The sequence below is a fragment of the Bacteroidota bacterium genome, from assembly GCA_017303905.1.
Lineage (GTDB): Bacteria > Bacteroidota > Bacteroidia > B-17B0 > Aurantibacillaceae > JAHEYG01.
In genome coordinates this window covers 219104-242813 of the sequence record JAFLBH010000003.1, presented here as the reverse complement: position 1 = coordinate 242813, position 23710 = coordinate 219104, and the positions used below count along the sequence as shown (strand labels likewise).

General features: G+C 38.9%; 13 protein-coding genes and 1 tRNA gene. 13 read left to right on the top strand and 1 reads right to left on the bottom strand.

Translation table 11 applies throughout. The features are described from left to right. The first annotated feature begins 122 nt into the window (after positions 1-122). The 10 genes from tuf to rpoC all read left to right on the top strand — a co-directional run bounded on the left by tuf (position 123) and on the right by rpoC (position 12920). Complete coding sequence (gene tuf, locus J0L69_11760) at positions 123-1310, top strand: elongation factor Tu (protein ID MBN8693866.1); 1188 nt, start codon at positions 123-125, stop codon at positions 1308-1310. Between the two features lie 128 nt (positions 1311-1438). Then, positions 1439-1509, top strand: a tRNA-Trp gene (locus tag J0L69_11755). Positions 1510-1580: 71 nt separating this feature from the next. Next, a complete protein-coding gene (gene secE / locus J0L69_11750) occupies positions 1581-1781 on the top strand; it encodes a preprotein translocase subunit SecE (GenBank protein ID MBN8693865.1) in 201 nt (66 codons plus the stop codon). A gap of 24 nt (positions 1782-1805) precedes the next feature. Then, positions 1806-2378 (top strand): transcription termination/antitermination factor NusG, encoded by a 573-nt coding sequence (gene nusG, locus J0L69_11745; protein ID MBN8693864.1) that lies wholly within the window; start codon positions 1806-1808, stop codon positions 2376-2378. Positions 2379-2543: 165 nt separating this feature from the next. Then, a complete protein-coding gene (gene rplK, locus J0L69_11740) occupies positions 2544-2981 on the top strand; it encodes a 50S ribosomal protein L11 (GenBank protein MBN8693863.1) in 438 nt (145 codons plus the stop codon). A 33-nt stretch (positions 2982-3014) separates the two neighbouring features. Beyond that, positions 3015-3707, top strand: a complete 693-nt coding sequence (locus J0L69_11735; GenBank protein ID MBN8693862.1) for a 50S ribosomal protein L1 — start codon at positions 3015-3017, stop codon at positions 3705-3707. Between the two features lie 11 nt (positions 3708-3718). After that, positions 3719-4222, top strand: a complete 504-nt coding sequence (locus J0L69_11730) for a 50S ribosomal protein L10 (GenBank protein MBN8693861.1) — start codon at positions 3719-3721, stop codon at positions 4220-4222. 74 nt (positions 4223-4296) lie between these two features. Further along, a complete protein-coding gene (gene rplL, locus J0L69_11725; GenBank protein MBN8693860.1) occupies positions 4297-4671 on the top strand; it encodes a 50S ribosomal protein L7/L12 in 375 nt (124 codons plus the stop codon). Between the two features lie 109 nt (positions 4672-4780). Further along, positions 4781-8593, top strand: coding sequence for a DNA-directed RNA polymerase subunit beta (rpoB, locus tag J0L69_11720; GenBank protein MBN8693859.1), 3813 nt, complete (start codon positions 4781-4783; stop codon positions 8591-8593). Positions 8594-8624: 31 nt separating this feature from the next. Next, positions 8625-12920: a DNA-directed RNA polymerase subunit beta' gene (rpoC, locus tag J0L69_11715; GenBank protein ID MBN8693858.1), complete on the top strand. Its 4296-nt coding sequence runs from the start codon at positions 8625-8627 to the stop codon at positions 12918-12920. Positions 12921-13046: 126 nt separating this feature from the next. Here rpoC and J0L69_11710 read toward each other — a convergent pair whose 3' ends face one another. After that, positions 13047-13457, bottom strand: a complete 411-nt coding sequence (locus tag J0L69_11710) for a BrxA/BrxB family bacilliredoxin (GenBank protein MBN8693857.1) — start codon at positions 13455-13457, stop codon at positions 13047-13049. Positions 13458-13725: 268 nt separating this feature from the next. Between J0L69_11710 and J0L69_11705 the strand changes: the two genes are divergently transcribed. From J0L69_11705 to J0L69_11695, 3 genes are all read left to right on the top strand, one after another. Continuing rightward, entirely contained in the window at positions 13726-15264 is a 1539-nt protein-coding gene (locus J0L69_11705; protein ID MBN8693856.1) for a T9SS type A sorting domain-containing protein, read from the top strand. A 6-nt stretch (positions 15265-15270) separates the two neighbouring features. Beyond that, positions 15271-16185, top strand: coding sequence for a sterol desaturase family protein (locus J0L69_11700; GenBank protein MBN8693855.1), 915 nt, complete (start codon positions 15271-15273; stop codon positions 16183-16185). Positions 16186-16340: 155 nt separating this feature from the next. Beyond that, positions 16341-23705 (top strand): gliding motility-associated C-terminal domain-containing protein, encoded by a 7365-nt coding sequence (locus J0L69_11695; GenBank protein MBN8693854.1) that lies wholly within the window; start codon positions 16341-16343, stop codon positions 23703-23705. Positions 23706-23710 lie beyond the last annotated feature (5 nt).

Here is a 23710-nt window from a genome sequence, read left to right as displayed (position 1 = left end):
GTCGTCGCGAGTGTAAACCTCGCGATCAACAGCTCAAAAACTGTGAAAACAGCGAATTAAAAAGATTAGTCAATAACTAATATATATAAACAAAAAATAACAAAACAAGTAAATTAACTACTATGGCAAAAGAAAAATTCGACCGTTCCAAACCACACGTAAACATTGGAACTATTGGTCACGTTGACCACGGAAAAACTACCTTAACTGCTGCTATTACAACTGTATTAGCTGACAAAGGTTTAGCAGAATTACGCGATTTCTCTTCAATCGACAACGCTCCTGAAGAAAAAGAACGCGGTATTACAATTAATACTTCACACGTTGAGTATGCAACAGAAAAACGTCACTACGCACACGTTGACTGTCCTGGCCACGCTGACTACGTTAAAAACATGGTTACAGGTGCTGCACAAATGGACGGTGCTATCTTAGTGGTAGCTGCTACTGATGGTCCGATGCCACAAACTCGCGAGCATATCCTTTTAGCTCGTCAGGTAGGTGTACCTCGTATCGTTGTATTCATGAATAAAGTTGACATGGTTGAAGATGCTGAGTTATTAGACTTAGTTGAAATGGAAATCCGTGAATTATTATCATTCTACAAGTTTGATGGTGATAACACTCCAATCATCCGTGGTTCTGCTTTAGGTGGATTAAACAAAGACCCAAAATGGGTTGATAAAATCATGGAATTAATGAACGCGGTTGATGAGTATATCCCTCTTCCTCCACGTGATAAAGATAAGCCTTTCTTGATGCCGGTAGAAGACGTGTTCACGATCACTGGTCGTGGTACAGTTGCTACAGGTCGTATCGAAACTGGTGTGATCAACTCTAACGATGCAGTAGATATCATTGGTATGGGTGCTGAGAAATTAGCATCAACTGTAACTGGTGTAGAGATGTTCCGTAAAATCTTAGATTACGGTGAGGCTGGAGATAACGTAGGTTTATTATTACGTGGTATCGAGAAAAAAGATATCCGTCGTGGTATGGTTATCGCAAAACCTGGTTCAGTAAAACCACACGCTAAATTTAAAGCTGAGGTTTATATCTTGAAGAAAGAAGAAGGTGGACGTCACACTCCATTCCATAACAAATACCGTCCTCAATTCTATTTCCGTACTACTGACGTTACAGGAGAAATCGAATTAGAATCAGGTCGCGAAATGGTTATGCCTGGTGATAACGTTACTATCACTGTTAACTTGATCAACCCAATTGCAATGGACAAAGGTTTACGTTTCGCGATTCGCGAAGGTGGCCGTACAGTTGGTGCAGGTCAGGTAACTGAGATCTTAGATTAATTGCCATAGTTTATATATAGGCAAAATGGCTCCCGTTCGCGGGATGCCATTTTGCTGTTTATAAAAGCTGGTATTTTTTGGTAGAAAAACCGGCAATTTTGGTCGAAAAATAAGCATTGAACCAAATTACGGGCATAGTTCAATGGTAGAATAGCGGTCTCCAAAACCGTTGATGGGAGTTCGAATCTCTCTGCCCGTGCAAAACAGTAAGTGGTTCTTAGTTCGGAGTTTTACTGCGAACTAGAAACTGCGAACTAAAAAAGAAATGATATGAGTAAAATAAAAACATATTTTGAAGAAACTACCAACGAATTGGTAACGAAAGTGAGTTGGCCAACATGGCAAGAACTACAAGGCAGTGCAATGGTGGTAATGGTTGCTTCAATTATTATTGCTTTAGTTGTATTTGCTATGGATACAGCTTTTGGAAAGTTAATGGAATTAGCTTACCAAATGATTAATGGCTTATAATTTTAATTAGACAAGATTGTAGAAATGGCAACGCAAGTAAAACAAGACACTTCAACTTCAACTAAAAAATGGTACGTGGTACGTGCTATTAGTGGTCAGGAGAAAAAAGTGAAGCAATACATTGAGGTTGAAATTAACCGTTTAAAGCTAAACGATTACGTTTCGCAAGTGTTAATTCCCACTGAGAAAATTATTCAGATTCGTAACGGAAAAAAAATCGCGAAAGAACGTTCTTTCTATCCGGGTTACGTATTAATCGAAGCTTCTTTGGTAGGTGAAATTCCTCATATCATTAAAAACATTACCGGTGTGATTGGTTTCTTAGGAGAAACTAAAGGCGGAGAACCGGTGCCAATGCGTTTATCAGAAGTGAATCGCATATTAGGTAAGGTGGATGAGTTAACTGAGGCAGAAGGAACCGTAACAACAAATTACGTTGTAGGTGAATCTGTGAAAGTAATTAATGGTCCGTTCAATGGATTTAACGGAATCATTGAAGAGGTTAACGAAGAGAAGAAGAAAATTAAAGTTACAGTTAAAATCTTCGGCCGTAAAACTCCTGTTGAGTTAAGTTACGGAGAAGTTGAAAGAGAATAAAAACATTGAAGGTTAAGTAGATTTTGGAACATGAGACGCTTTGCTGCTTCCAACTCAAAGTAAATCTCCGGAAACGGAATCCAAAACGAAAGACCAACAATAAAAGCGATAAAGTTATAGGTGAGACATTAGCTTTATCAACTAAACAAATAAAAACAAATAAAAATGGCAAAAGAGTTATCAGCAATTGTAAAGTTGCAAATTAAAGGTGGAGCTGCTAACCCATCGCCTCCAATTGGTCCTGCTTTAGGTGCCAAGGGTGTAAACATTATGGAGTTCTGTAAGCAATTTAATGCCAGAACTCAGGAACAACAAGGTAAAGTATTACCTGTTATCATCAATGTTTATTCCGACAAGACTTTTGATTTCATTATCAAACGTCCACCGGTAGCTGCACAAATTATGGAGGTCACCAAAATTAAAGGTGGTTCAGGCCAAAGTAACCGTAAGAAAGTTGGTTCTATTTCATGGGATCAAATTCGCAAAATTGCAGAAGACAAAATTGTAGACATGAACTGTTTTACAGTGGAGAGTGCAATGAGCATGGTTGCAGGTACTGCACGCAGCATGGGCGTTACTGTTACAGGTAACAAACCTTTTTAATTAAATTATTATTAATCAAAAACTAGCTTAAAAATGGCAACGTTAACTAAAAAAAGAAAGGCTGCTTTGGCGAAATTCGACCAAAACAAGACCTATTCACTAACAGAAGCGGCTAAAGTGGTAAAAGAAATTACTACCACTAAGTTTGATTCTTCTGTGGATCTTGCGATCCGTTTAGGAGTTGATCCTAAGAAAGCTAATCAAATGGTACGCGGTATCGTTTCATTACCTCATGGTACTGGAAAAACTGTTCGCATCTTAGCAATCGTAACTCCTGATAAGGAAGCGGAAGCTAAAGCAGCAGGAGCTGATTACGTTGGATTAGACGAATACATCGAGAAAATCAAAGGCGGTTGGACCGATGTAGATGTAATTATTACTATGCCTTCAGTAATGGGTAAAGTAGGTGCTTTAGGTCGTGTGTTAGGCCCTCGTGGTTTAATGCCAAACCCAAAAACCGGTACCGTAACCATGGAAGTTGGTAAGGCCGTTCAGGATTCAAAAGGCGGAAAAATTGACTTTAAAGTTGATAAAGCAGGTATTATTCATACTAGCGTAGGTAAAGTATCTTTCGATGCACAAAAAATCGAAGAGAACGCTAATGAAGTTATTCAAGCTATCATCAAATTAAAGCCATCAAGCGCAAAAGGTACCTACATGAAGTCGGTAACTATGAGCAGCACTATGAGCCCGGGCATTATCATTGATACTAAATTATTCAACTAATAAAAAATCGCATGAATAAAGAGCAAAAATCGAAAATGATAGATGAGTTAGTGGAAAAATTAAACGCTAACAATAAAATCTATTTAGCAGATTGTTCATCGTTGACAGTTGAAAAAGTAAATGCTTTCCGTAAGGTTTGTTTTGAAAAGAAAGTAAGCATCACTGTAGTTAAAAACACATTGCTTAAAAAAGCAATTGAGCGTGCTAACGACAGCAAATTAGCTGATTTAATTCCTGCATTAAAAGGAGAAACAGCTTTAATGTTTACCGAAACTTCAAACGCTCCTGCAAAGGCGATTAAAGAATTCCGTAAAAAGGATTCTAAACCGGCTTTAAAAGCAGCTTACGTTGAAGAAACAGTTTATATCGGAGATGCACAATTAGATGCTTTGGCTTCATTGAAGTCGAAGAACGAATTAATCGGCGACATCGTTATGTTATTACAATCACCAATCAAACGTGTATTAGGTGGCTTGGAAAACAAAAAAGGTGGCGACGAAGCAACTGCGGCGTAATCGTTAACAAAAACAATTATCAAAAAGAACAAAAACAAAACAATCAATTATTAAAAATTTAAAACCATAATAAAATGGCAGACGTAAAATCAATAGCTGAAACACTTGTTAACTTAACAGTGAAAGATGTACAAGAATTAGCAAAAATATTAAAAGACGATTACGGTATCGAACCGGCTGCTGCAGCTGTAGTAGTTGCAGGTGGTGGTGCTGCAGGTGGCGATGCTGCTGCTGCAAAAACTGCATTCGACGTAATTTTAACTGATGCTGGCGCTGGTAAATTAGGCGTAGTAAAAGTTGTTAAAGATTTAACAGGACTTGGCTTGAAAGAAGCTAAAGACTTAGTAGACGGTGCTCCTAAAGCAGTAAAAGAAGGTATTGCGAAGGAAGAAGCTGAATCTATTAAGAAAGCTTTAGAAGAAGCTGGTGCTAAAGTTGAAATTAAGTAATTAATTACATAACAAGGAAAAGGCCATAATTTATGGCCCTTTCCTGTTTGTATTTATTTCAACCCGTACTTTGGTTCTTTAATCTTTAACTAACTTAACTTTAAATAACTTGGCTGCAACAGTAAAAAATAAAACGAGAATTAATTTCTCATCCAATAAGTTTCCAATTGAGTATCCCGACTTTTTGGACATTCAGGTTAAATCTTTCCAGGATTTTTTCCAGTTAGAAACAACACCTGAGAACCGTAAAAAAGAAGGCTTGTTTAAAGTGTTTGCCGAAAATTTTCCTATTTCGGATGCACGTAACAACTTCGTTTTAGAGTTTAAAGATTATTATATCGATCCGCCTCGCTACTCAATTGATGAGTGTATCGAGCGTGGATTAACGTACAGTGTGCCTTTAAAGGCAAAATTATATTTGTACTGTACCGATCCTGAACATGAAGATTTCGAACCCATTATGCAAGACGTATACTTGGGAACAATTCCTTACATGACACCGAAAGGTTCTTTCGTAATCAATGGTGCTGAAAGGGTAATTGTATCTCAGTTACACCGTTCGCCGGGCGTGTTCTTCGGACAAAGCCGTCACGCAAATGGAACAAAATTATATAGTGCACGTGTTATCCCTTTCAAAGGTTCGTGGATAGAATTTGCTACCGATATCAATAACGTAATGTATGCTTACATCGATCGTAAGAAAAAGTTACCGGTAACAACTTTATTACGCGCCATCGGTTTTGAAAGCGATAAACAAATTTTAGAAATATTTGGTTTAGCTGACGAAGTAAAAGTTAGTAAAGCCGGTTTAAAACGTGAAGTAGGTCGTCGTTTAGCGGCACGTGTTTTAAAAACCTGGTTAGAAGATTTCGTAGATGAGGATACCGGAGAAGTGGTGTCTATCGAACGTAATGAGGTTATCTTAGACCGTGAAACTATTTTAGAAGATGCACACATCGACTTAATCGCTGACGCAGGAGTAAAATCTATCATCTTACACAAGGAAGATATTAATACTGCTGACTTCGCAATTATCTACAATACTTTACAAAAAGATTCAACCAACTCTGAAAAAGAAGCGATTGAATACATCTACCGTTTATTACGTAACGCAGAACCACCGGATGAAGAAACCGCTCGTGGTGTTATCGACAAGTTATTCTTCTCTGATAAACGTTACGATTTAGGAGAAGTAGGTCGTTACCGTATTAACAAAAAATTAGGAATCGATATCCCAATGAACATCCGTGTTCTTACGAAGGAAGATATGATCCTAATCATTAAATATTTGATCGAATTAATCAACTCTAAAACAGATGTGGATGATATCGATCACTTAAGTAACCGTCGTGTACGTACCGTAGGTGAGCAGCTTTACTCTCAATTTGGTGTAGGTTTAGCTCGTATGGCGCGTACAATTCGTGAGCGTATGAACGTTCGCGATAACGAGGTGTTTACTCCAACTGATTTGATTAATGCTAAAACATTATCATCAGTTATTAACTCATTCTTTGGTACTAACCAGTTATCTCAGTTTATGGATCAAACCAATCCATTATCAGAGATTACTCACAAACGTCGTTTATCGGCACTCGGGCCAGGAGGTTTATCTCGTGAGCGCGCAGGTTTCGAGGTACGTGACGTTCACTACACGCACTACGGTCGTTTATGTACAATTGAAACACCGGAAGGACCAAACATTGGTTTGATTTCCTCATTATGTGTATACGCTAAAATTAACAAGTTAGGATTTATTGAAACGCCTTACCGTCCGGTTAAAGAAGGTAAGATTGAAGTAAATAAACCAATTGTTTATTTAACAGCGGAAGAAGAAGATCAAAAGAACATTGCTCAAACCAGCGCTGAAATTGACGAAAAAGGAAACTTGATTGGCAAGAAAGTGGTTGCGCGTTATGAAGGTGATTTCCCGGTATTAGAGCCTGAGAAAATTCACTTAATGGACATCGCTCCAAACCAAATTGCTTCAATCGCTGCTTCGTTAATTCCATTCCTAGAGCATGATGATGCTAACCGTGCGTTAATGGGATCAAACATGCAACGTCAGGCGGTTCCTTTAATGCGTCCGCAAGCTCCAATTGTTGGTACCGGTATCGAAGCGCGTGTAGCGCAAGATTCACGTGTATTAATCAATGCAGAAGGTGAAGGAATTGTTGAGTATGTTGATGCAAATGAAATTGTGATTCGTTACAATCGCTCTGAAGAAGAAAAATTAGTAAGCTTCGATGGTGATGTAAGAACTTATAAGTTAACGAAATTCCAAAAAACCAATCAGAGTACTTGTATGAACTTAAAGCCAATCGTTAAGAAAGGTGATAAGGTTTCTAAAGGACAAGTATTATGTGATGGATATGCTACCGAAAACGGTGAGTTGGCATTAGGCCGCAACTTAAAAGTAGCGTTCATGCCTTGGAAAGGTTACAACTTTGAGGATGCTATCGTAATTTCTGAGAAAATTGTTCGTGATGATATCTTCACTTCAATTCACATCGATGAGTATACTTTAGAAGTTCGTGATACAAAGCGCGGATTAGAAGAGTTAACTCCGGATATTCCTAACGTAAGTGAAGATGCAACAAAGGATCTTGACGACAAAGGTATTATTCGTGTTGGTGCTGATGTAAAAGAAGGTGATATCTTAATCGGTAAAATCACTCCAAAAGGTGAAACAGATCCTTCTCCGGAAGAAAAATTATTACGCGCTATCTTTGGTGACAAAGCAGGTGATGTGAAGGATGCTTCTTTACGCGTTCCTCCATCATTAAAGGGTGTAGTAATCGATAAGCGTTTATTCTCTCGCGCTATTAAGGATAAAAAGGCTAAGGCAGAAGAAAAACCTTTAATTGATAAATTAGATTCTGAACATGAAAAGAATGTCCATAATTTAAAACTTCAATTAATTGATAAGTTATTTGTTTTAGTAAATGGTCGCACTTCACAAGGTGTTACTAATATCTTAGGCGAAGAGATTATTCCTCGCGGAACAAAATTCACTCAAAAATTATTAGAAAGAGTAGATTACTCTGAAGTTAATCCAAGCAACTGGACAACTGATAAAGACAAGAACGAACAAATCGAACGCTTGTTACACAACTTCATGATTAAGTATAACGATTTACTTGGTCAATACAAGCGTGAGAAGTTCCAAGTAACAGTTGGTGACGAATTACCAGCAGGTATCGTTCAGTTAGCGAAAGTTTACATTGCACAAAAACGTAAGTTAAAAGTAGGTGATAAGATGGCAGGACGCCACGGTAACAAAGGTATCGTTGCGCGTATCGTAAAAGAAGAAGATATGCCATTCTTAGAAGATGGAACTCCGGTGGATATCGTTTTAAATCCTCTTGGTGTACCTTCTCGTATGAACTTAGGTCAGATTTATGAAACTGTATTGGCGTGGGCCGGTCAGAAATTAGGATTGAAATTTGCAACTCCTATTTTCGACGGTGCTTCAATGGAGCAAATCGATGAATACACTTCTAAAGCTGGTCTTCCTCAATTCGGCCGTACTTTCTTAATTGATGGTGGAACAGGTGAGCGCTTTGACCAACCGGCTACTGTAGGTATTATCTACATGTTGAAATTAGGCCACATGGTTGATGATAAGATGCACGCTCGTTCAATCGGACCTTACTCATTAATTACGCAACAACCTTTAGGCGGTAAAGCACAATTTGGTGGTCAGCGTTTTGGTGAGATGGAGGTTTGGGCACTTGAAGCATACGGTGCAGCTAATGTGTTACAGGAATTGTTAACTGTTAAGTCTGATGACGTAATGGGCCGTGCAAAAGCTTATGAAGCTATTGTAAAAGGTGAGAACATTCCAACACCGGGTATCCCTGAATCATTCAATGTATTATTACATGAATTGAGAGGTTTAGCCTTAGATGTAACAATGGATTAATTAACTAAGTAAAAATCTAACAGCAATTATAATGGCTTTAAGAAAAGATAATAAATTAAAATCAAATTTCTCTAAGATTACTATCAGCCTTGCTTCGCCTGAGTCAATTCTTCAGCGTTCAAGTGGTGAAGTATTAAAACCGGAGACAATTAACTACCGTACCTATAAGCCGGAGCGTGATGGTTTATTCTGCGAGCGTATTTTCGGTCCTGTAAAGGATTACGAATGTCATTGTGGAAAATACAAGCGTATCCGTTACAAGGGTATCATTTGCGACCGTTGCGGTGTTGAAGTAACTGAGAAAAAAGTACGTCGTGAGCGTATGGGCCACATTAGCTTAGTGGTACCTGTTGCTCATATCTGGTACTTCCGTTCGTTACCAAACAAAATCGGTTACATCTTAGGTTTACCAACTAAAAAGTTAGATACTATCATTTATTACGAGCGTTATGTTGTAATCAATGCCGGTGTTGCCGCTGCTAATGGTGTAAGTTATTTAGACTTCTTAACTGAAGAAGAATACTTAAACATTGTAGATGGTTTACCAAAAGACAATCATTTATTAGACGAAACAGATCCGAATAAATTTGTGGCGAAAATGGGTGCTGAAGCAATTCAGGACTTATTATCCCGTTTGGATTTAGATAGTTTATCGTATGAATTACGTCACAAAGCTTCAACTGAAACTTCTCAGCAACGTAAAAACGAAGCTTTGAAACGTTTGCAAGTTATTGAAGCATTCCGTCAGGCTAATACTCACGTAGTAAACAAGCCAGAGTGGATGATTGTGAAAATTGTTCCGGTTATTCCACCTGAGTTACGTCCTTTAGTTCCATTGGATGGCGGACGTTTCGCTACATCTGATTTAAATGACTTATACCGTCGTGTAATCATTCGTAACAACCGTTTAAAGCGTTTAATTGAAATTAAAGCTCCGGATGTAATCTTACGTAACGAAAAACGTATGTTACAAGAATCAGTTGACTCGTTATTTGATAACTCTCGTAAATCAAATGCGGTTAAAACTGAATCTAACCGTGCTTTAAAATCATTATCTGATTCATTAAAAGGTAAGCAAGGACGTTTCCGTCAAAACTTATTAGGTAAGCGTGTTGACTACTCGGCTCGTTCGGTAATTGTTGTAGGTCCTGAGTTAAAATTACACGAATGCGGTTTACCAAAAGAAATGGCAGCTGAATTATTCAAACCATTTATTATCCGTAAAATGATTGAGCGTGGAATCGTGAAAACAGTTAAATCTGCAAAGAAAATTGTTGATCGTAAAGAGCCAATCGTTTGGGATATCTTAGAAAACGTATTGAAAGGACATCCCGTAATGCTTAACCGTGCCCCGACACTCCACAGGTTAGGTATCCAGGCCTTCCAACCAAAATTAATCGAAGGAAAAGCGATTCAGTTACACCCATTAGTGTGTACCGCGTTTAACGCTGACTTCGACGGTGACCAGATGGCAGTGCACGTTCCATTAGGACATGCAGCTATTTTGGAAACTCAAATTTTAATGTTGGCTTCTCATAACATCTTAAACCCATCTAACGGTGCGCCGGTAGCGGTTCCTTCTCAGGACATGGTGTTAGGTTTATATTACTTAACTAAGTCGAAGAGAAATTTACCGAATGATAAGGTTAAAGGTGAAGGAAAAATATTTTATAGTGCAGAAGAAGTTATCATTGCTTATAATGAGAAGCAAGTTGATTTACACGCACAAATAAAAGTGAAAATTACAAATGCTTTAGAAGGCGATAAATTAGTTGAGAAATTAATTGAGACTTCTGTGGGACGTGTAATTTTCAATCAGGTTGTACCACACGAAGTAGGTTATATCAATGAATTATTAACGAAGAAATCGTTACGTGATATCATCGGTATGGTATTGAAGAAAACAGGTATGGCGAAGACAGCTAAATTCTTAGATGATATCAAAGAATTAGGTTTCCGTACTGCATTCCGTGGTGGTTTATCGTTCAACTTAGGTGATATTCAAACTCCGGCTGAAAAAGCTGTAATTATTAAAGAAGCTCACGAACAAGTTGAAGAGGTAATGAATAACTATAACATGGGTTTCATTACAAACAACGAACGTTACAACCAAATCATTGATATCTGGACGCACACTAACTCTAAAGTAACTAAGAAAGTATTAGATACTTTGAGCAGCGATAAGCAAGGATTTAACGCGGTGTACATGATGTTAGATTCAGGTGCTCGTGGTTCTAAGGAACAAATTAAGCAGTTAAGTGGTATGCGCGGTTTGATGGCGAAGCCTCAAAAAGCAGGTGCTACCGGTGCTGAAATTATCGAGAATCCGGTATTATCGAACTTCCGTGAAGGTCTTTCGATTTTGGAATACTTTATTTCAACCCACGGTGCTCGTAAAGGTCTTGCTGATACGGCGTTAAAAACAGCGGATGCGGGTTACTTGACTCGTCGTTTAGTTGACGTGGCGCAAGACGTTATTATTAACGAAGCAGATTGTGGTACATTACGTGGATTAACTATGTCGGCATTAAAAAATAACGACGATGTAGTTGAAACATTATACGATCGTATTTTAGGACGTGTTGCCGTAAACGATGTATATCATCCAACTACTGGTGAATTAATCGTACAAGGCGGAGAATTAATTACTGAAGACGTTGGTGCTGCTATCGAAAAATCTCCGATTGAGTCGGTTGAAATTCGTTCGGTATTAACCTGCGAATCTAAATCAGGTGTGTGTGCAAAATGTTATGGACGCAACTTAGCTAACGGGCGCTTAGTTCAGTTAGGTGAAGCTGTTGGTGTAATCGCTGCACAGTCGATCGGTGAGCCGGGTACACAGTTAACATTACGTACTTTCCACGTGGGTGGTACAGCAAGTAACATCGCTGCATCATCTTCATTGATTGCTAAACACGATGGTATCGTTGAAATTGATGAGTTAAGAACTGTTGAAAGCGTAAATACTGATGGGGCTAAGGTGAACACCGTTATAGGTCGTTCAACTGAGTTACGCATCGTTGACGCAAACACAGGAATTACTTTAACAACAGGTAACGTTCCTTATGGTTCTGCATTATATATCAAGCCGGGTTCAAAAGTGAAGAAGGGTGATTTATTATGTGATTGGGATCCATATAACGCTGTTATCGTTTCAGAATTTGGTGGTACAGTTGAATACGAACACATCAAAGAAAATGTAACTTTCCGTGAAGAATCTGACGAGCAAACAGGTTTTAAAGAAAAAGTAATCATTGAAAGTAAAGACAAAACCATGAATCCATTAATTAGAATCGTGGATAAAAAAGGTGAGTCTTTAAAAACATACAACATTCCGGTTGGAGCGCATATCGTTGTAAACGAAAAAGCAAAAATCGAACCAGGTCAGATATTAGTTAAGATTCCTCGTGTTACCGGTAAAACAGGTGATATCACCGGTGGTTTACCTCGTGTAACTGAATTATTCGAGGCACGTAACCCAAGTAACCCTGCTGTAGTTTCTGAGATTGACGGTATCGTTACTTTCGGTAAAATTAAGCGTGGTAACCGTGAGGTAGTAGTAGAAGCTAAAACCGGCGAACAACGTCGTTACTTAGTGTCTTTATCTAAGCATATCTTAGTTCAGGAAAATGATTTCGTACGCGCTGGTGATCCATTATCAGACGGAGCGACTTCTCCTGGCGATATCTTAGCGATTAAAGGCCCTACTGCTGTTCAGGAATACTTAGTAAACGAAATCCAAGAGGTTTACCGTTTACAGGGTCAGAAATTGAACGACAAACATTTCGAAACTATCGTGCGTCAAATGATGCGTAAAGTTGAGATTGTTGATCCGGGTGATACTATTTTCTTAGAGCAACAAATCGTAAACAAAGTTGATTTCATGGAAGAAAACGACAATGTTTATGGTAAGAAAGTTGTAATGGATCCGGGTGATTCAGCTGAATTAAAACGCGGTCAGATTATCACTGCACGTAAATTACGTGACGAGAACTCTGTATTACGTCGTAAAGATCAAAAATTAGTAGAAGCACGCGACGCTGTTCCTGCAACTGCTAATCCAATCTTACAAGGTATTACGCGCGCTTCATTACAAACTAACAGTTGGATTTCTGCGGCATCGTTCCAGGAAACAACAAAAGTGTTGAACGAAGCTGCTGTAAACGGAAAAGTAGATACTTTATTAGGATTAAAAGAAAACGTTATCGTTGGTCACTTAATTCCTGCAGGTACAGGTTTACGCCACTACGAGAAATTAGTAGTTGGAAGCAAGGAAGAATACGAGCGTTTAATGGCTAGTAAAGAAGAAATCGAAGAAGAAGCATAGTCTTACTCTCTATACTAAAAAGCCCCGCAATTGCGGGGCTTTTTGTTTTATATAGTTGTACTGAAGCTGTATTTAAGCGCATAAAAAAGCCCGAATAAATCGGGCTAAAGAAAAAGTGATTATTGATTAACAATATTCGTCATAAACCATTTTTAGATGGTCGGCAATCATTTGTGCAGTACAGCCTTCAATGTTGTGACGCTCTACAAAATGAACTAATTCACCGTTCTTGAATAATGCAATACAAGGTGATGATGGAGGATAAGGTGCAAAATGCTTACGCGCCTGAACCACTGCATCGGTATCAAAACCTGCAAATACAGTTGTGAGTTTTGATGGTTTTTTTGCGTTTGCAAGACTTAACTTCACACCCGGACGAGCGGCGCCTGCGGCACATCCGCATACAGAATTTACAACTACTAAAACTGTTCCTTCTTGCTTTAAGGATTTATCTACGTTTTCCGGGGTTAATAATTCTTCAAATCCAACAGAGGTTAACTCCGCTTTCATTGGTTTAACTAATGCTTCTGGATACATATTATAATGGATTAAATTTAGATTAATACTACAAAGCTACAGCATTTAAATATCTGTAGATGTTAATTCTTAATAATTATTTATATTTGATATAGAAGTTGCTTCAGGCAATGTTTCTTGTTTCATGCTCAAAAAAGTATTCATACTGTTTTTTTTGATTGGCTTTATAGGACTGTCTTTTTCTCAGCCATGTCTAAATTACTCTACTTTTTTTGGAAAATTACAACACGATGAGGTAAGAGGCGTATGTACTGACCCGCAAAAAAACGTGTATGTAATAGGTAATACTTACAATACCGATTTACCGGTTACACCCGGAGCATTTCAAGTAACTGCAAAAGGTAATTATGAGGCATTTTTGGCAAAGTTTGATTCTTGCGGAAGTTTGATTTGGTGTACCTATTTAGGAACTTCAACTTTTGATAGCGGCGAAAAAATAACATATAGTAAGGATAATACCATTGTTTTTTGCGGTTATACCGATGGAACTGATTTAAGTACAACGCCAGGATGTTTTCAGTCTGCAAACAATGGAAATTACGATTGTTTTTTAGGGAAATTTTCGCTCTCCGGTAATCCGATTTGGTTAACCTATTTTGGAGTTGGTCAAGGTGATTTTTCGTTTGATGTGATAACAGATTCATTAAGTAATATTATCATAGGAGGAACGAGTACCAGTAATGCTCTCTATACAAATACAAATTCGTTTCAGCAGTTTCAGGCGGGTGCTACTGATGCTTTTGTTGCGCGATTTAATAAGAATGGAAATTTAAAATTCAGTACATTTTACGGAGGTTCCGGAGCCGAAGATATTCACGCGCTTGCTACGGATAAAAACTGCAATATAATTGGAGTAGGAGGTTCTTTCAGTTTTAATTTAAATACAAGTCCGGGCTGTTATCAGCCTGCAACAAACGGTGGGATGGAAGTATATGTTTTGAAATTGGATTCAAGCGGACAACGTATTTTTTCAACCTATATTGGAGATGCAGGAACTGATGATGCCTACGGAGTAGCTACAGACAATAATAATTTCATTTATATCAGTGGGCATACAAATAGCGCTGCATTTTACACGTCGCCGGGTGCCTATCAATCGGTAAAATCAGGACAAAACGACTGTTACTGTTTAAGTTTATCACCAACCGGCGCTATGCAATGGAGTACTTTTTTAGGAGGATCTTCAAATGATTTTTTAACGCGAATGCATATCAATAACAATAAGGAATTAGTTGTTTTATTAAATACGCAAAGCACGAATTTCCCGATGATGGGAGTAGGCAGTACAACGCTAAATAACGGGAGTGGAGATGCAGCAGTAATAAAACTTTCTACAACAGGAATTCCATTTTGGTCAACCTATGTTGGAGGTACTTCTGCGGAAACTCCTCACGACATTGCTTCGTTTAGTAAAGACAAAATTGTGTTAGCGGGCTCAACCAGCAGTGCTGATTATCCTGTTTCGTCAACGCCATATCAAAACATATTTAACGGAACGGAGGATGCATTTATTACTTGCAAAACAGTGGGAAGTATCAATACCGGGTTTGGTTTTTCTTCGGAATTAAGCAGTTGTCATGGGTTTACTTCCTATAATTATGAATCAGATTTATTGTTGTATAAATCAAATTGTAACGAGCAGTTTAAGTATGAAATTTATGATATCACAGGAAAGCAGTTAAAAAGTGGAGAGATTTTCATGCAAAAAAACATTGATGTTTCGGAATTGTCTTCTGGTTTATATGTTATAAATGTCACGAATCATAACGGTCGGCAAACACAGAAATTTAAATTTATAGTAGAGTAAATTTATTTGGCACTTTTTAATGAGATAGCTACCACTTTCGTTGAACAAACAAAACTTGTTTACAACTACACTATTCATCAGTTAAAAAATCCGTCCTTTGATAATGTTTATTACTGTGTGCTCATAGCTTATTCGCTTTGTTTTTTTCTAGAAATTATATTGCCAAAACAAAGGAAGCATGGTGTTTTGAGCCGAAAGGGCTTTTGGTTAGACACTTTTTATGTATTATTTAATGATGTCATAATTTACATCATTGGTTTATTTGGTTTATGCGCTGTAACTGAATTGATTTTATTTAAGCTGCTCGGTTTGTTTGATATTCATTCTTTAAAAGTAGTTGACATTACAAATTGGAATCCGATTCTGCAGGTTTTCATAATGTTTTTGTTTCAGGATTTCATGGAGTACTGGGCACATTTTCTATTACATAAATTTGATTTTCTATGGGCATTTCATAAAATACATCATGCACAAGAAGAGTTGGGTGCCGGTTCAACCAGACATTTTCATTTTGTAGAAATGTTTGTTTTCAAGCCTTTAATTTATATTCCGTTCGCTATGGTAGGTTATTCCGTGGCCGATTATTTTTTATTTCAAATCACTGTTCAAAACGTTTGGGGATTTTTCACGCATATGAACGTGAAAATAAATTGGGGCTTTTTTAATTATATAATTAATACTCCGGAAACACATATGTGGCATCATGCAAAAAATATCCCGCGTGAACATGGCGTCAATTACGCCAGCATATTAAATATTTGGGATTTATTGTTCGGTTATTTTTACTTGCCTAAGGACAAGAAGCCCATTTTAGGAATTCCGGATCAAAAAAGCATTCCAAACTCATTTATAGGACAAACTCTTTATCCTTTTAGGTTTCTTATGTCCAAAAAGGGGGGTGCCCCTCAAAACGTAAAATAGAACCGTTTGTAGAGCTCTATTTTATTAACATTTATTGAACAATCCTTTATTCTTAAAATACTGAATGAGTGAATGATGGGCTTAAATTAGCGAGTATCTTCCTAACCTCAAGTAATTTTGCCATCTTGCATACATCAATATTGATTATCAACCCCATGAGAAATTTTTTTTATTTCAGTTTAGCATTACTTTTATCATTCGTCGTTTCAAAATCTTCATTCGCCAGTCATGGTATGGCTTTAGTGAATCCTTCATTTACTGTTGGTGCAACGGCTTTAACTTTTACTGCGAGTTCCAATGCTGCTACGTGCGGTGGAGGTCCTTATTGGTTACAAGTTGAGTTGCGTTGTACAGCGGGTCAATTAACGGGTACGCCGCCTGCAACCATGCAAACAAACTTATTAAACTGGGCAGGTCCTGGAGTTACTTACGCTAACTTTCCATGGTATAATGCCTTATTAAATGTTCCTAATTACAACATAGCGAGTTCATGGCCTGATCAATGTACTACTGAACCATATCATCCTGTAACCATTCCTTATACCGGTTTGTGTCCGGGACAAACTTATTTTTTCTCTGCGCGTGAGTGGGTTTCAGGTACTAATACGGTAGGTCCTTGGACAACACCTTCTTCTTTTGTTGTTCCGGGTGTTTTTGTTCCGTTAAACTTTAACGTAGTTGCCAGTCCAACATTGTTCTGTTCTCCGGGTTGTTCAACATTAAGTGTAAATAGTATTTCCGGTGGTTGTGGAGCAGGTGCAAGTGTACTTTGGTCACCTGGAGGTTCTACATTAAATTCTGTCGTCGTCTGTCCTGCGGCTACAACAACTTATTCGGCAACTGTCACCACGCCTTGTAATGTACTAACCAAAACTCTTCAAGTAACAGTGGTGCCGGCCGTTAGTGCCGCATTTACACCTGTTAACTCAACCGGATGTACAGGTGTTCCTGTAAACTTTAATCATACGGGTACAGCCGGGGTGTCACATACATGGGCTGCAACACCTGCTGCCGGTGTTACGGTCACAACGGTCAATTCAGCAAACCCTTCGATGACTTTTGCCAATGCCGGCGTTTATACTATTTCGCATACGGTCGCAATTGGAAGTTGTACCAATGTCGTCACAACTAATATAACCATTGGTGCTATAAATCCTGCATTTACTGTTCCAACCGGTACACAATGTTTACAAGGAAATAGTTTTAATTTCAACGCGACAACAGCAGCGGGTACTCATACCTATGCTTTTAATCCTGCCGCAGGTGCACCGCCAACAGGATTTACTGCTAACTACGGTCCGGCTGTTTTCACAACGCCGGGAACATATACCGTAACACACACTATTAATAATGGAGGTTGTGTTGGAACGGCCACTCGAGTCGTTGTGGTTAACCCTCAACCTACAGGTGTACTTACGCCTAGTAATGCAACTTGCGGTTTAAATAACGGAAGTATTGTTATTACAAATACGAGTGGAGCAGGACAAACTGTAACAGGATATTCTGTTAATGGTACTGCTATACCAACTCAAACAGCAACGGGATTGGGAGCTGGGAATTACAATGTAACCATGGTAAATAACTTTGGTTGTACAGTAACTCTTACAACTACGATTGTCAATTCACCTGTTATAACCGCATTAGCTACTACATCTATAAATCCAACATGCGGAAGTAATAACGGAAGTATTACCTTAGGTGGTGTTACCGGTGGTACACCAACTTTCTCTTATAATGTAAACGGTGGTGCTTATTCAACTTCACCTCCGTTAACAAACCTTGGTCCCGGAACTTATACTATTGGTGTTATTGATAGCAAAGGTTGTACTTTCGTTAAGACTGTTGTACTTGCTAACGCTGCCGGTCCAACTGCAATTACATTAACTACTTCTCCTGCTACTTGTTTAGGTACTGCCGGAAGTATGTCGATAACAGGTGTAACAGGTGGTTCTCCAGCTTACACTTTTTCAGTAAATGGTGTTAGTACTGGAAGTGTAACCGGAGCTTTAACAGCCGGTACTCATACTGTATTGGTGCGTGATTTAAATGGTTGTACATTCCAAACTACGTTTAATATTGGTACAGTAACCGGCCCTACTGCAGGAACTGTAGTTACAACCAATGCTGCTTGTGGTAATGCTAACGGTAGCGCTACTGTTACAGCGGTTACCGGAGGTTTAGCTCCGTATCAATATTCATTTAATGGAGGGCCATTCAGTACAAACAACTTCGTTGGAAGTTTAACGGCAGGTTCATACACAGTAATTGTTAGAGATGCGAATAGTTGCACGGTTGCAATTAATTATGTTGTGGGTAACACAGGAAGTCCTGTTTCTAACTTAGCAGGTCAAACGAATGTAACTTGTTTTGGTGGTACTAATGGAACATTTACAATCAATACAGCCGGTGGTACTCCGGGATATAGTTATACTTTAACTCCTGGTAACATTACAAGTGGTACAGGTGTTTACACTAACCTTGCTCAGGGCGCTTATGTTGTGAATGTGAAAGATGCTGCAGGATGTGTAACGACCGTTAGTGTCAATATCACACAACCAACCGCACTCACTTTAACATTATCTTCTGTACCACCTTTATGTAGTGGAGGTTCTAACGGTTCAATTACAGGAACCGGTGGAGGTGGAACAAGTCCATATCAGTTCTCTTTAAATGGCGGACCATTCCAAGTTGGTAATACATTTGCAGGAGTTTCTTCAGGAGTTTATAACGTAACTATTCAAGATTTTAATAATTGTACATTAACCCAATCAGTTCAAGTGACTCAGCCTCCGGGCATGACATTAACTGTTAATAGTAGTAATGCAAATTGTACAGCTGCAAATGGTACTGCTTCTGTTTCTGTATCAGGTGGCAGTCCTGCTTATACTTACAACTGGTCAAGTGGTGGTGGAACTGCTGCACAAACCAATCCTGTTGTAGCAGGAACATATACTGTAACAGTTACTGATGTTAATTCTTGTACAGCAACAGCTGTAGCAGTTATTAACTCTACACCAGGTGGAACCGCTGTGATTTCAGGAAGCGTTAATCCAAGTTGTAACGGATTTACCAATGGTACAATGACAGCAGGATTTACCGGCGCTATGTCGGCACCAATCAGCTATAGTTGGAGTAACGGTCAGAATACACAGACAGCAACGGGATTAGGTGCCGGAACGTATACTGTTACCTTAACGGATGCTTTTGGATGTACTTCATCAGTAGCTGGTACATTAACCGAGCCTGGTGCTTTAGATATAATGACAGGTACTGTGGCAGTAAGTTGTTTTAACGGATCGAATGGATCAGCTACTGCAATCTATAACGGTGGCGGTACACCTCCTTTAACATATTTATGGGCTCCGGGAGGAGCAACTACAGCAACTTCTTCTAATTTACCTGCCGGTGTTTATAGTGTAACTGTAACAGATTCTAAAGGATGTACCGCAGTAACATCTGCAACTGTAACTCAACCAACTTCTGTAACAGTTACTTCAACTGTTACTCCTGCAAATTGCGGACAAGCTAATGGTTCGGCAACTGTTTCAGCAACGGGTGGAACTCCTGCTTATAGTTATACTTGGAGTACTTCTGCAACAGGAGCTACTTTAGGTGGTGTAGTAGCGGGTACTTATACCATTACAGTAGCTGATGCAGCAGGATGTATTACTACTGCGGCGGCAACAATTCCTAATACTTCAGGACCTACAATTTCCTTAGCAACTCAAACAAATGTAAGTTGCTTCGGTGGAAATAATGGTATAGCAACAACCACTGTTACCGGTGGAGCAACTCCATATATTTATTTATGGAGTAACGGACAAGTAACAGGAACTGCAACCAATTTACAAGCGGGTGTTTATACAGCTACTGTAACTGATAATAATGGTTGTATTTCATCTACAAGTGTTACCATAACTCAGCCACCAGCGTTAACAGTTACTGCTTCAGGCACAAATCCTTTATGTTTTAATGCAACCAATGGTACAGCTAATGCAGGTGTATTAGGAGGAACAGCAGCATATAATTATGCTTGGGTTCCTTCAGGATCTACCGTGTCTAATCCAACAGGATTAGGTCCGGGTAATCACATTGTAACCGTAACAGATGCTAACGGTTGTATTGCCACGGCTTCTGTAACTTTAATTAATCCGGCTCAAATGAGTGCTGCAGTAACGGGTACAAATGTGACTTGTTTCGGTGCTTGTAATGGTATGGCTAATGCTACAACATCGAATGCAATTGGTGCGGTGGTTTATTTCTGGACAGGCGGACCGGCCCCATTAACTACACAAAACATTACAAATCTTTGTCCTGGTACTTATAGCATGGTTGCAACCGATTTAAATGGATGTACAGCTTCTGCTTCAGTTATTATTACGCAGCCTACACAATTAACTGCTAGTATTACCGGAATCGGCAATGCAAGTTGCGCCGGTTATAACGATGGTTTTGCAACAGTGGCACCTGCCGGCGGAACACCTGCTTATACTTATAGCTGGTTACCAACAGGAGGTAGCGGTTCTACAGTGAACAATTTAACTGCCGGAACTTATACGGCTGTTATTACAGATGCAATGGGTTGTACTGCTAATGCAATTGCAACTGTAACACAACCTGCAGCATTGCAATCTACTTTAACAACTGCTAACGTCACATGTAACGGATTAAACAATGGTACAGGTAACGTTGCTTATAGCGGTGGTACTGGTCCATATACTTTCTTATGGTTACCTACACTTAATAATGCTTCAAGTGTAAATAATTTACCTCCGGGTACTCACACCATTCAAATTACAGATAACTTAGGTTGTATCACAACTCAAACAGCGTTGATTACGCAACCTGCTGCTTTAACGGCAGTGGTTAGTGCAAGTAATTCAAACTGTACACAAGCTAATGGTAATGCTTGTGTTGTTGCCGGTGGTGGTGCAGGAGGTTATACTTATCAATGGACAGGTAATCCTTTATTTACAAATTCATGTATTAATAACGTAGTTGCAGGTTCATATACAGTAACTGTAACTGATGCGAATGGATGTACCGCTTCGGGCGTCGCTTTAATTAATGATATCGCAGGCCCTTCAGTGGTTGTTACTGCAACAACACCGGTTTCTTGTTTTGGTGGAAGCAATGGTTCTGCTAACGTAAGTATTTCTGGTGGGGTAGGTACAATTAGTATCTTATGGTCGCATTTAGCACAAACGGTGGCTAACGTAAATAATTTACCTGCAGGATTACACTCCATAACAATTACCGACGGTGCGGGATGTGTTGCTTCAGCCTCTGTTAATATTACACAGCCAACATTATTGGTGAGTGCAATTTCTAATGTGACGATGGTAACATGTTCAGGTGCTAATAATGGAACTGCTACAATGTTAGTTAATGGAGGTACTCCGGCTTATAATTACACTTGGACACCAAGTTCTCAAAGTTCATCAGTGGCCGTAAGTATGGGTCCTGGCATTTACACATGTGCTGTTAGCGACGCTAATGGTTGTACAACTTCACAAACAGTAAATATTTCTCAACCAAATCCATTACAAATAAGCAGCTTCTCTGTAACTAATTTAAGTTGCTTTAATAATAATTCAGGTCAAGTTAATACAACAATAATCGGTGGATCTCCTGCTTATTCTATCACATGGAGTCCGGCACAACCAGCTAATCCGATTATTACTAATTTACCTGCCGGTACTTATAGTTTAACAGTGACTGATACTAAGTCTTGTTCTGTGAGCGGTGTATATATTGTAACACAACCAACTCAGTTAACATCTGCTGCAACAGCTACTCCAGCTACTTGCGGAAACGCAAATGGTAGTGCAACAGTTACAGTGAATGGAGGTACACCTGGTTATAATTATAACTGGAATACACCAACACCTCAAAATACTTCAGTTGCAACCGGTATGGCAGCAAATACCTGGAGTTGTATTATTACAGATGCTAACGGTTGTATCATTACGCAATCAGTAACAGTACCTAACGCACCAGGACCTGTATTAGCGGCAATGAACTATACAGCTCCATTGTGTTTTGGTCAGCAAAATGGTGCAATGTCAATTACTTTTACATCAGGTACAGCTCCATATACATTTAATTGGAATAATCCTTCTGCATCTACTACACAAACTGTGAATGGTGTTGGAGCTGGTGTTTATTCTGCAACAGTAACCGATGCATATGGTTGTACTGTAAGTGGTGTAGTTAATGTGATTCAGCCTAATCAGTTATTGTTAAATGTGAGCGCGAATCAAACGATTTGTTACGGACAATCTGCGCAAATATTTGCGGCAGGTTCGGGTGGAACTACTCCATATACGTATAGCTGGACTCCAAGCACTTTGGTTGGCGGTGGTCCTCATGCTGTGAATCCGACCAGCAGCGCGTCTTATCAAGTATTTTTAACGGATATCAACAATTGTACAACATCACCGAAAACAATTATCGTTAATGTATTACCACAATTAACGGCTACCGGTTATGCGGTTACCAAGTGTGATGGAGCTATGGCTTCATTTAGTGCACAAGTAGCTAGTCCGGGTAATGGAGGTCCTTACACTTACAACTGGAGTAATGGGTCAACTTCATCAAACATTAATGTTCAGGCAAATTATGCAACCACACCTAATATTTATACATTAACGATTAGTGATGGATGTTCAGTTCCAAATGCGGTTGCGTTATATACCTTGGATGTGAATCCATTGCCGAGTGGTACAATTACTGCCGATGTAACTTCAGGATGTGCACCTCTAAGTGTGAACTTTAGTGCTATAGGAACATCAACAACAGATGTTCTAAACTGGAGTTTCGGAAATGGTTTAGGTTCGGGTAGTCCGATTAATAATGTTTATACTGATCCGGGTGTTTATACAGTACAATTAAACATCACCAACCAATTTGGTTGTAAGATGGAATATGTAAATCAAAATTACATTCAAGTGTTTGGTGTACCTGTAACAGATTTCTTCCCAAGTCCACAATCGACATCTATTCTGGATCCGGGAATTCACTTTACGAATACTTCAACAGGCGCATCGAGCTATTTCTGGGATTTTGGTGATTATAATTCTCCATTCAATAACACAACAGCTATGCATCCTGATCATGTGTATGAATTAGCAGGAACCTATCAGGTTTATCTTGTTGCAATCAATGATAAAGGCTGTATGGACACAACAATGCAAATTGTAGAAATAACTCCAGACTATGCCTTGTATATTCCAAATGTATTTACGCCGGATGGGAATGGATTAAACGATACATTCCAGCCTAAAGGTGTAGGAATTGATGAAGATGACTATAAGATGTACATCTTTGATCGTTGGGGTGAAATTATCTTTACCAGCGATGAATTCCGCAAAGGTTGGGATGGTACAGTGAAAGGTTCAACTAAATTAGCTGAACAAGGCGTGTATGTTTACCGAATCCTGGTGAAAGATTTAGGCGGTACTGTTCATGAGTACATCGGACATGTAACCAACTTAATCCGACAAAAAGGAGTGGATTAATAAAC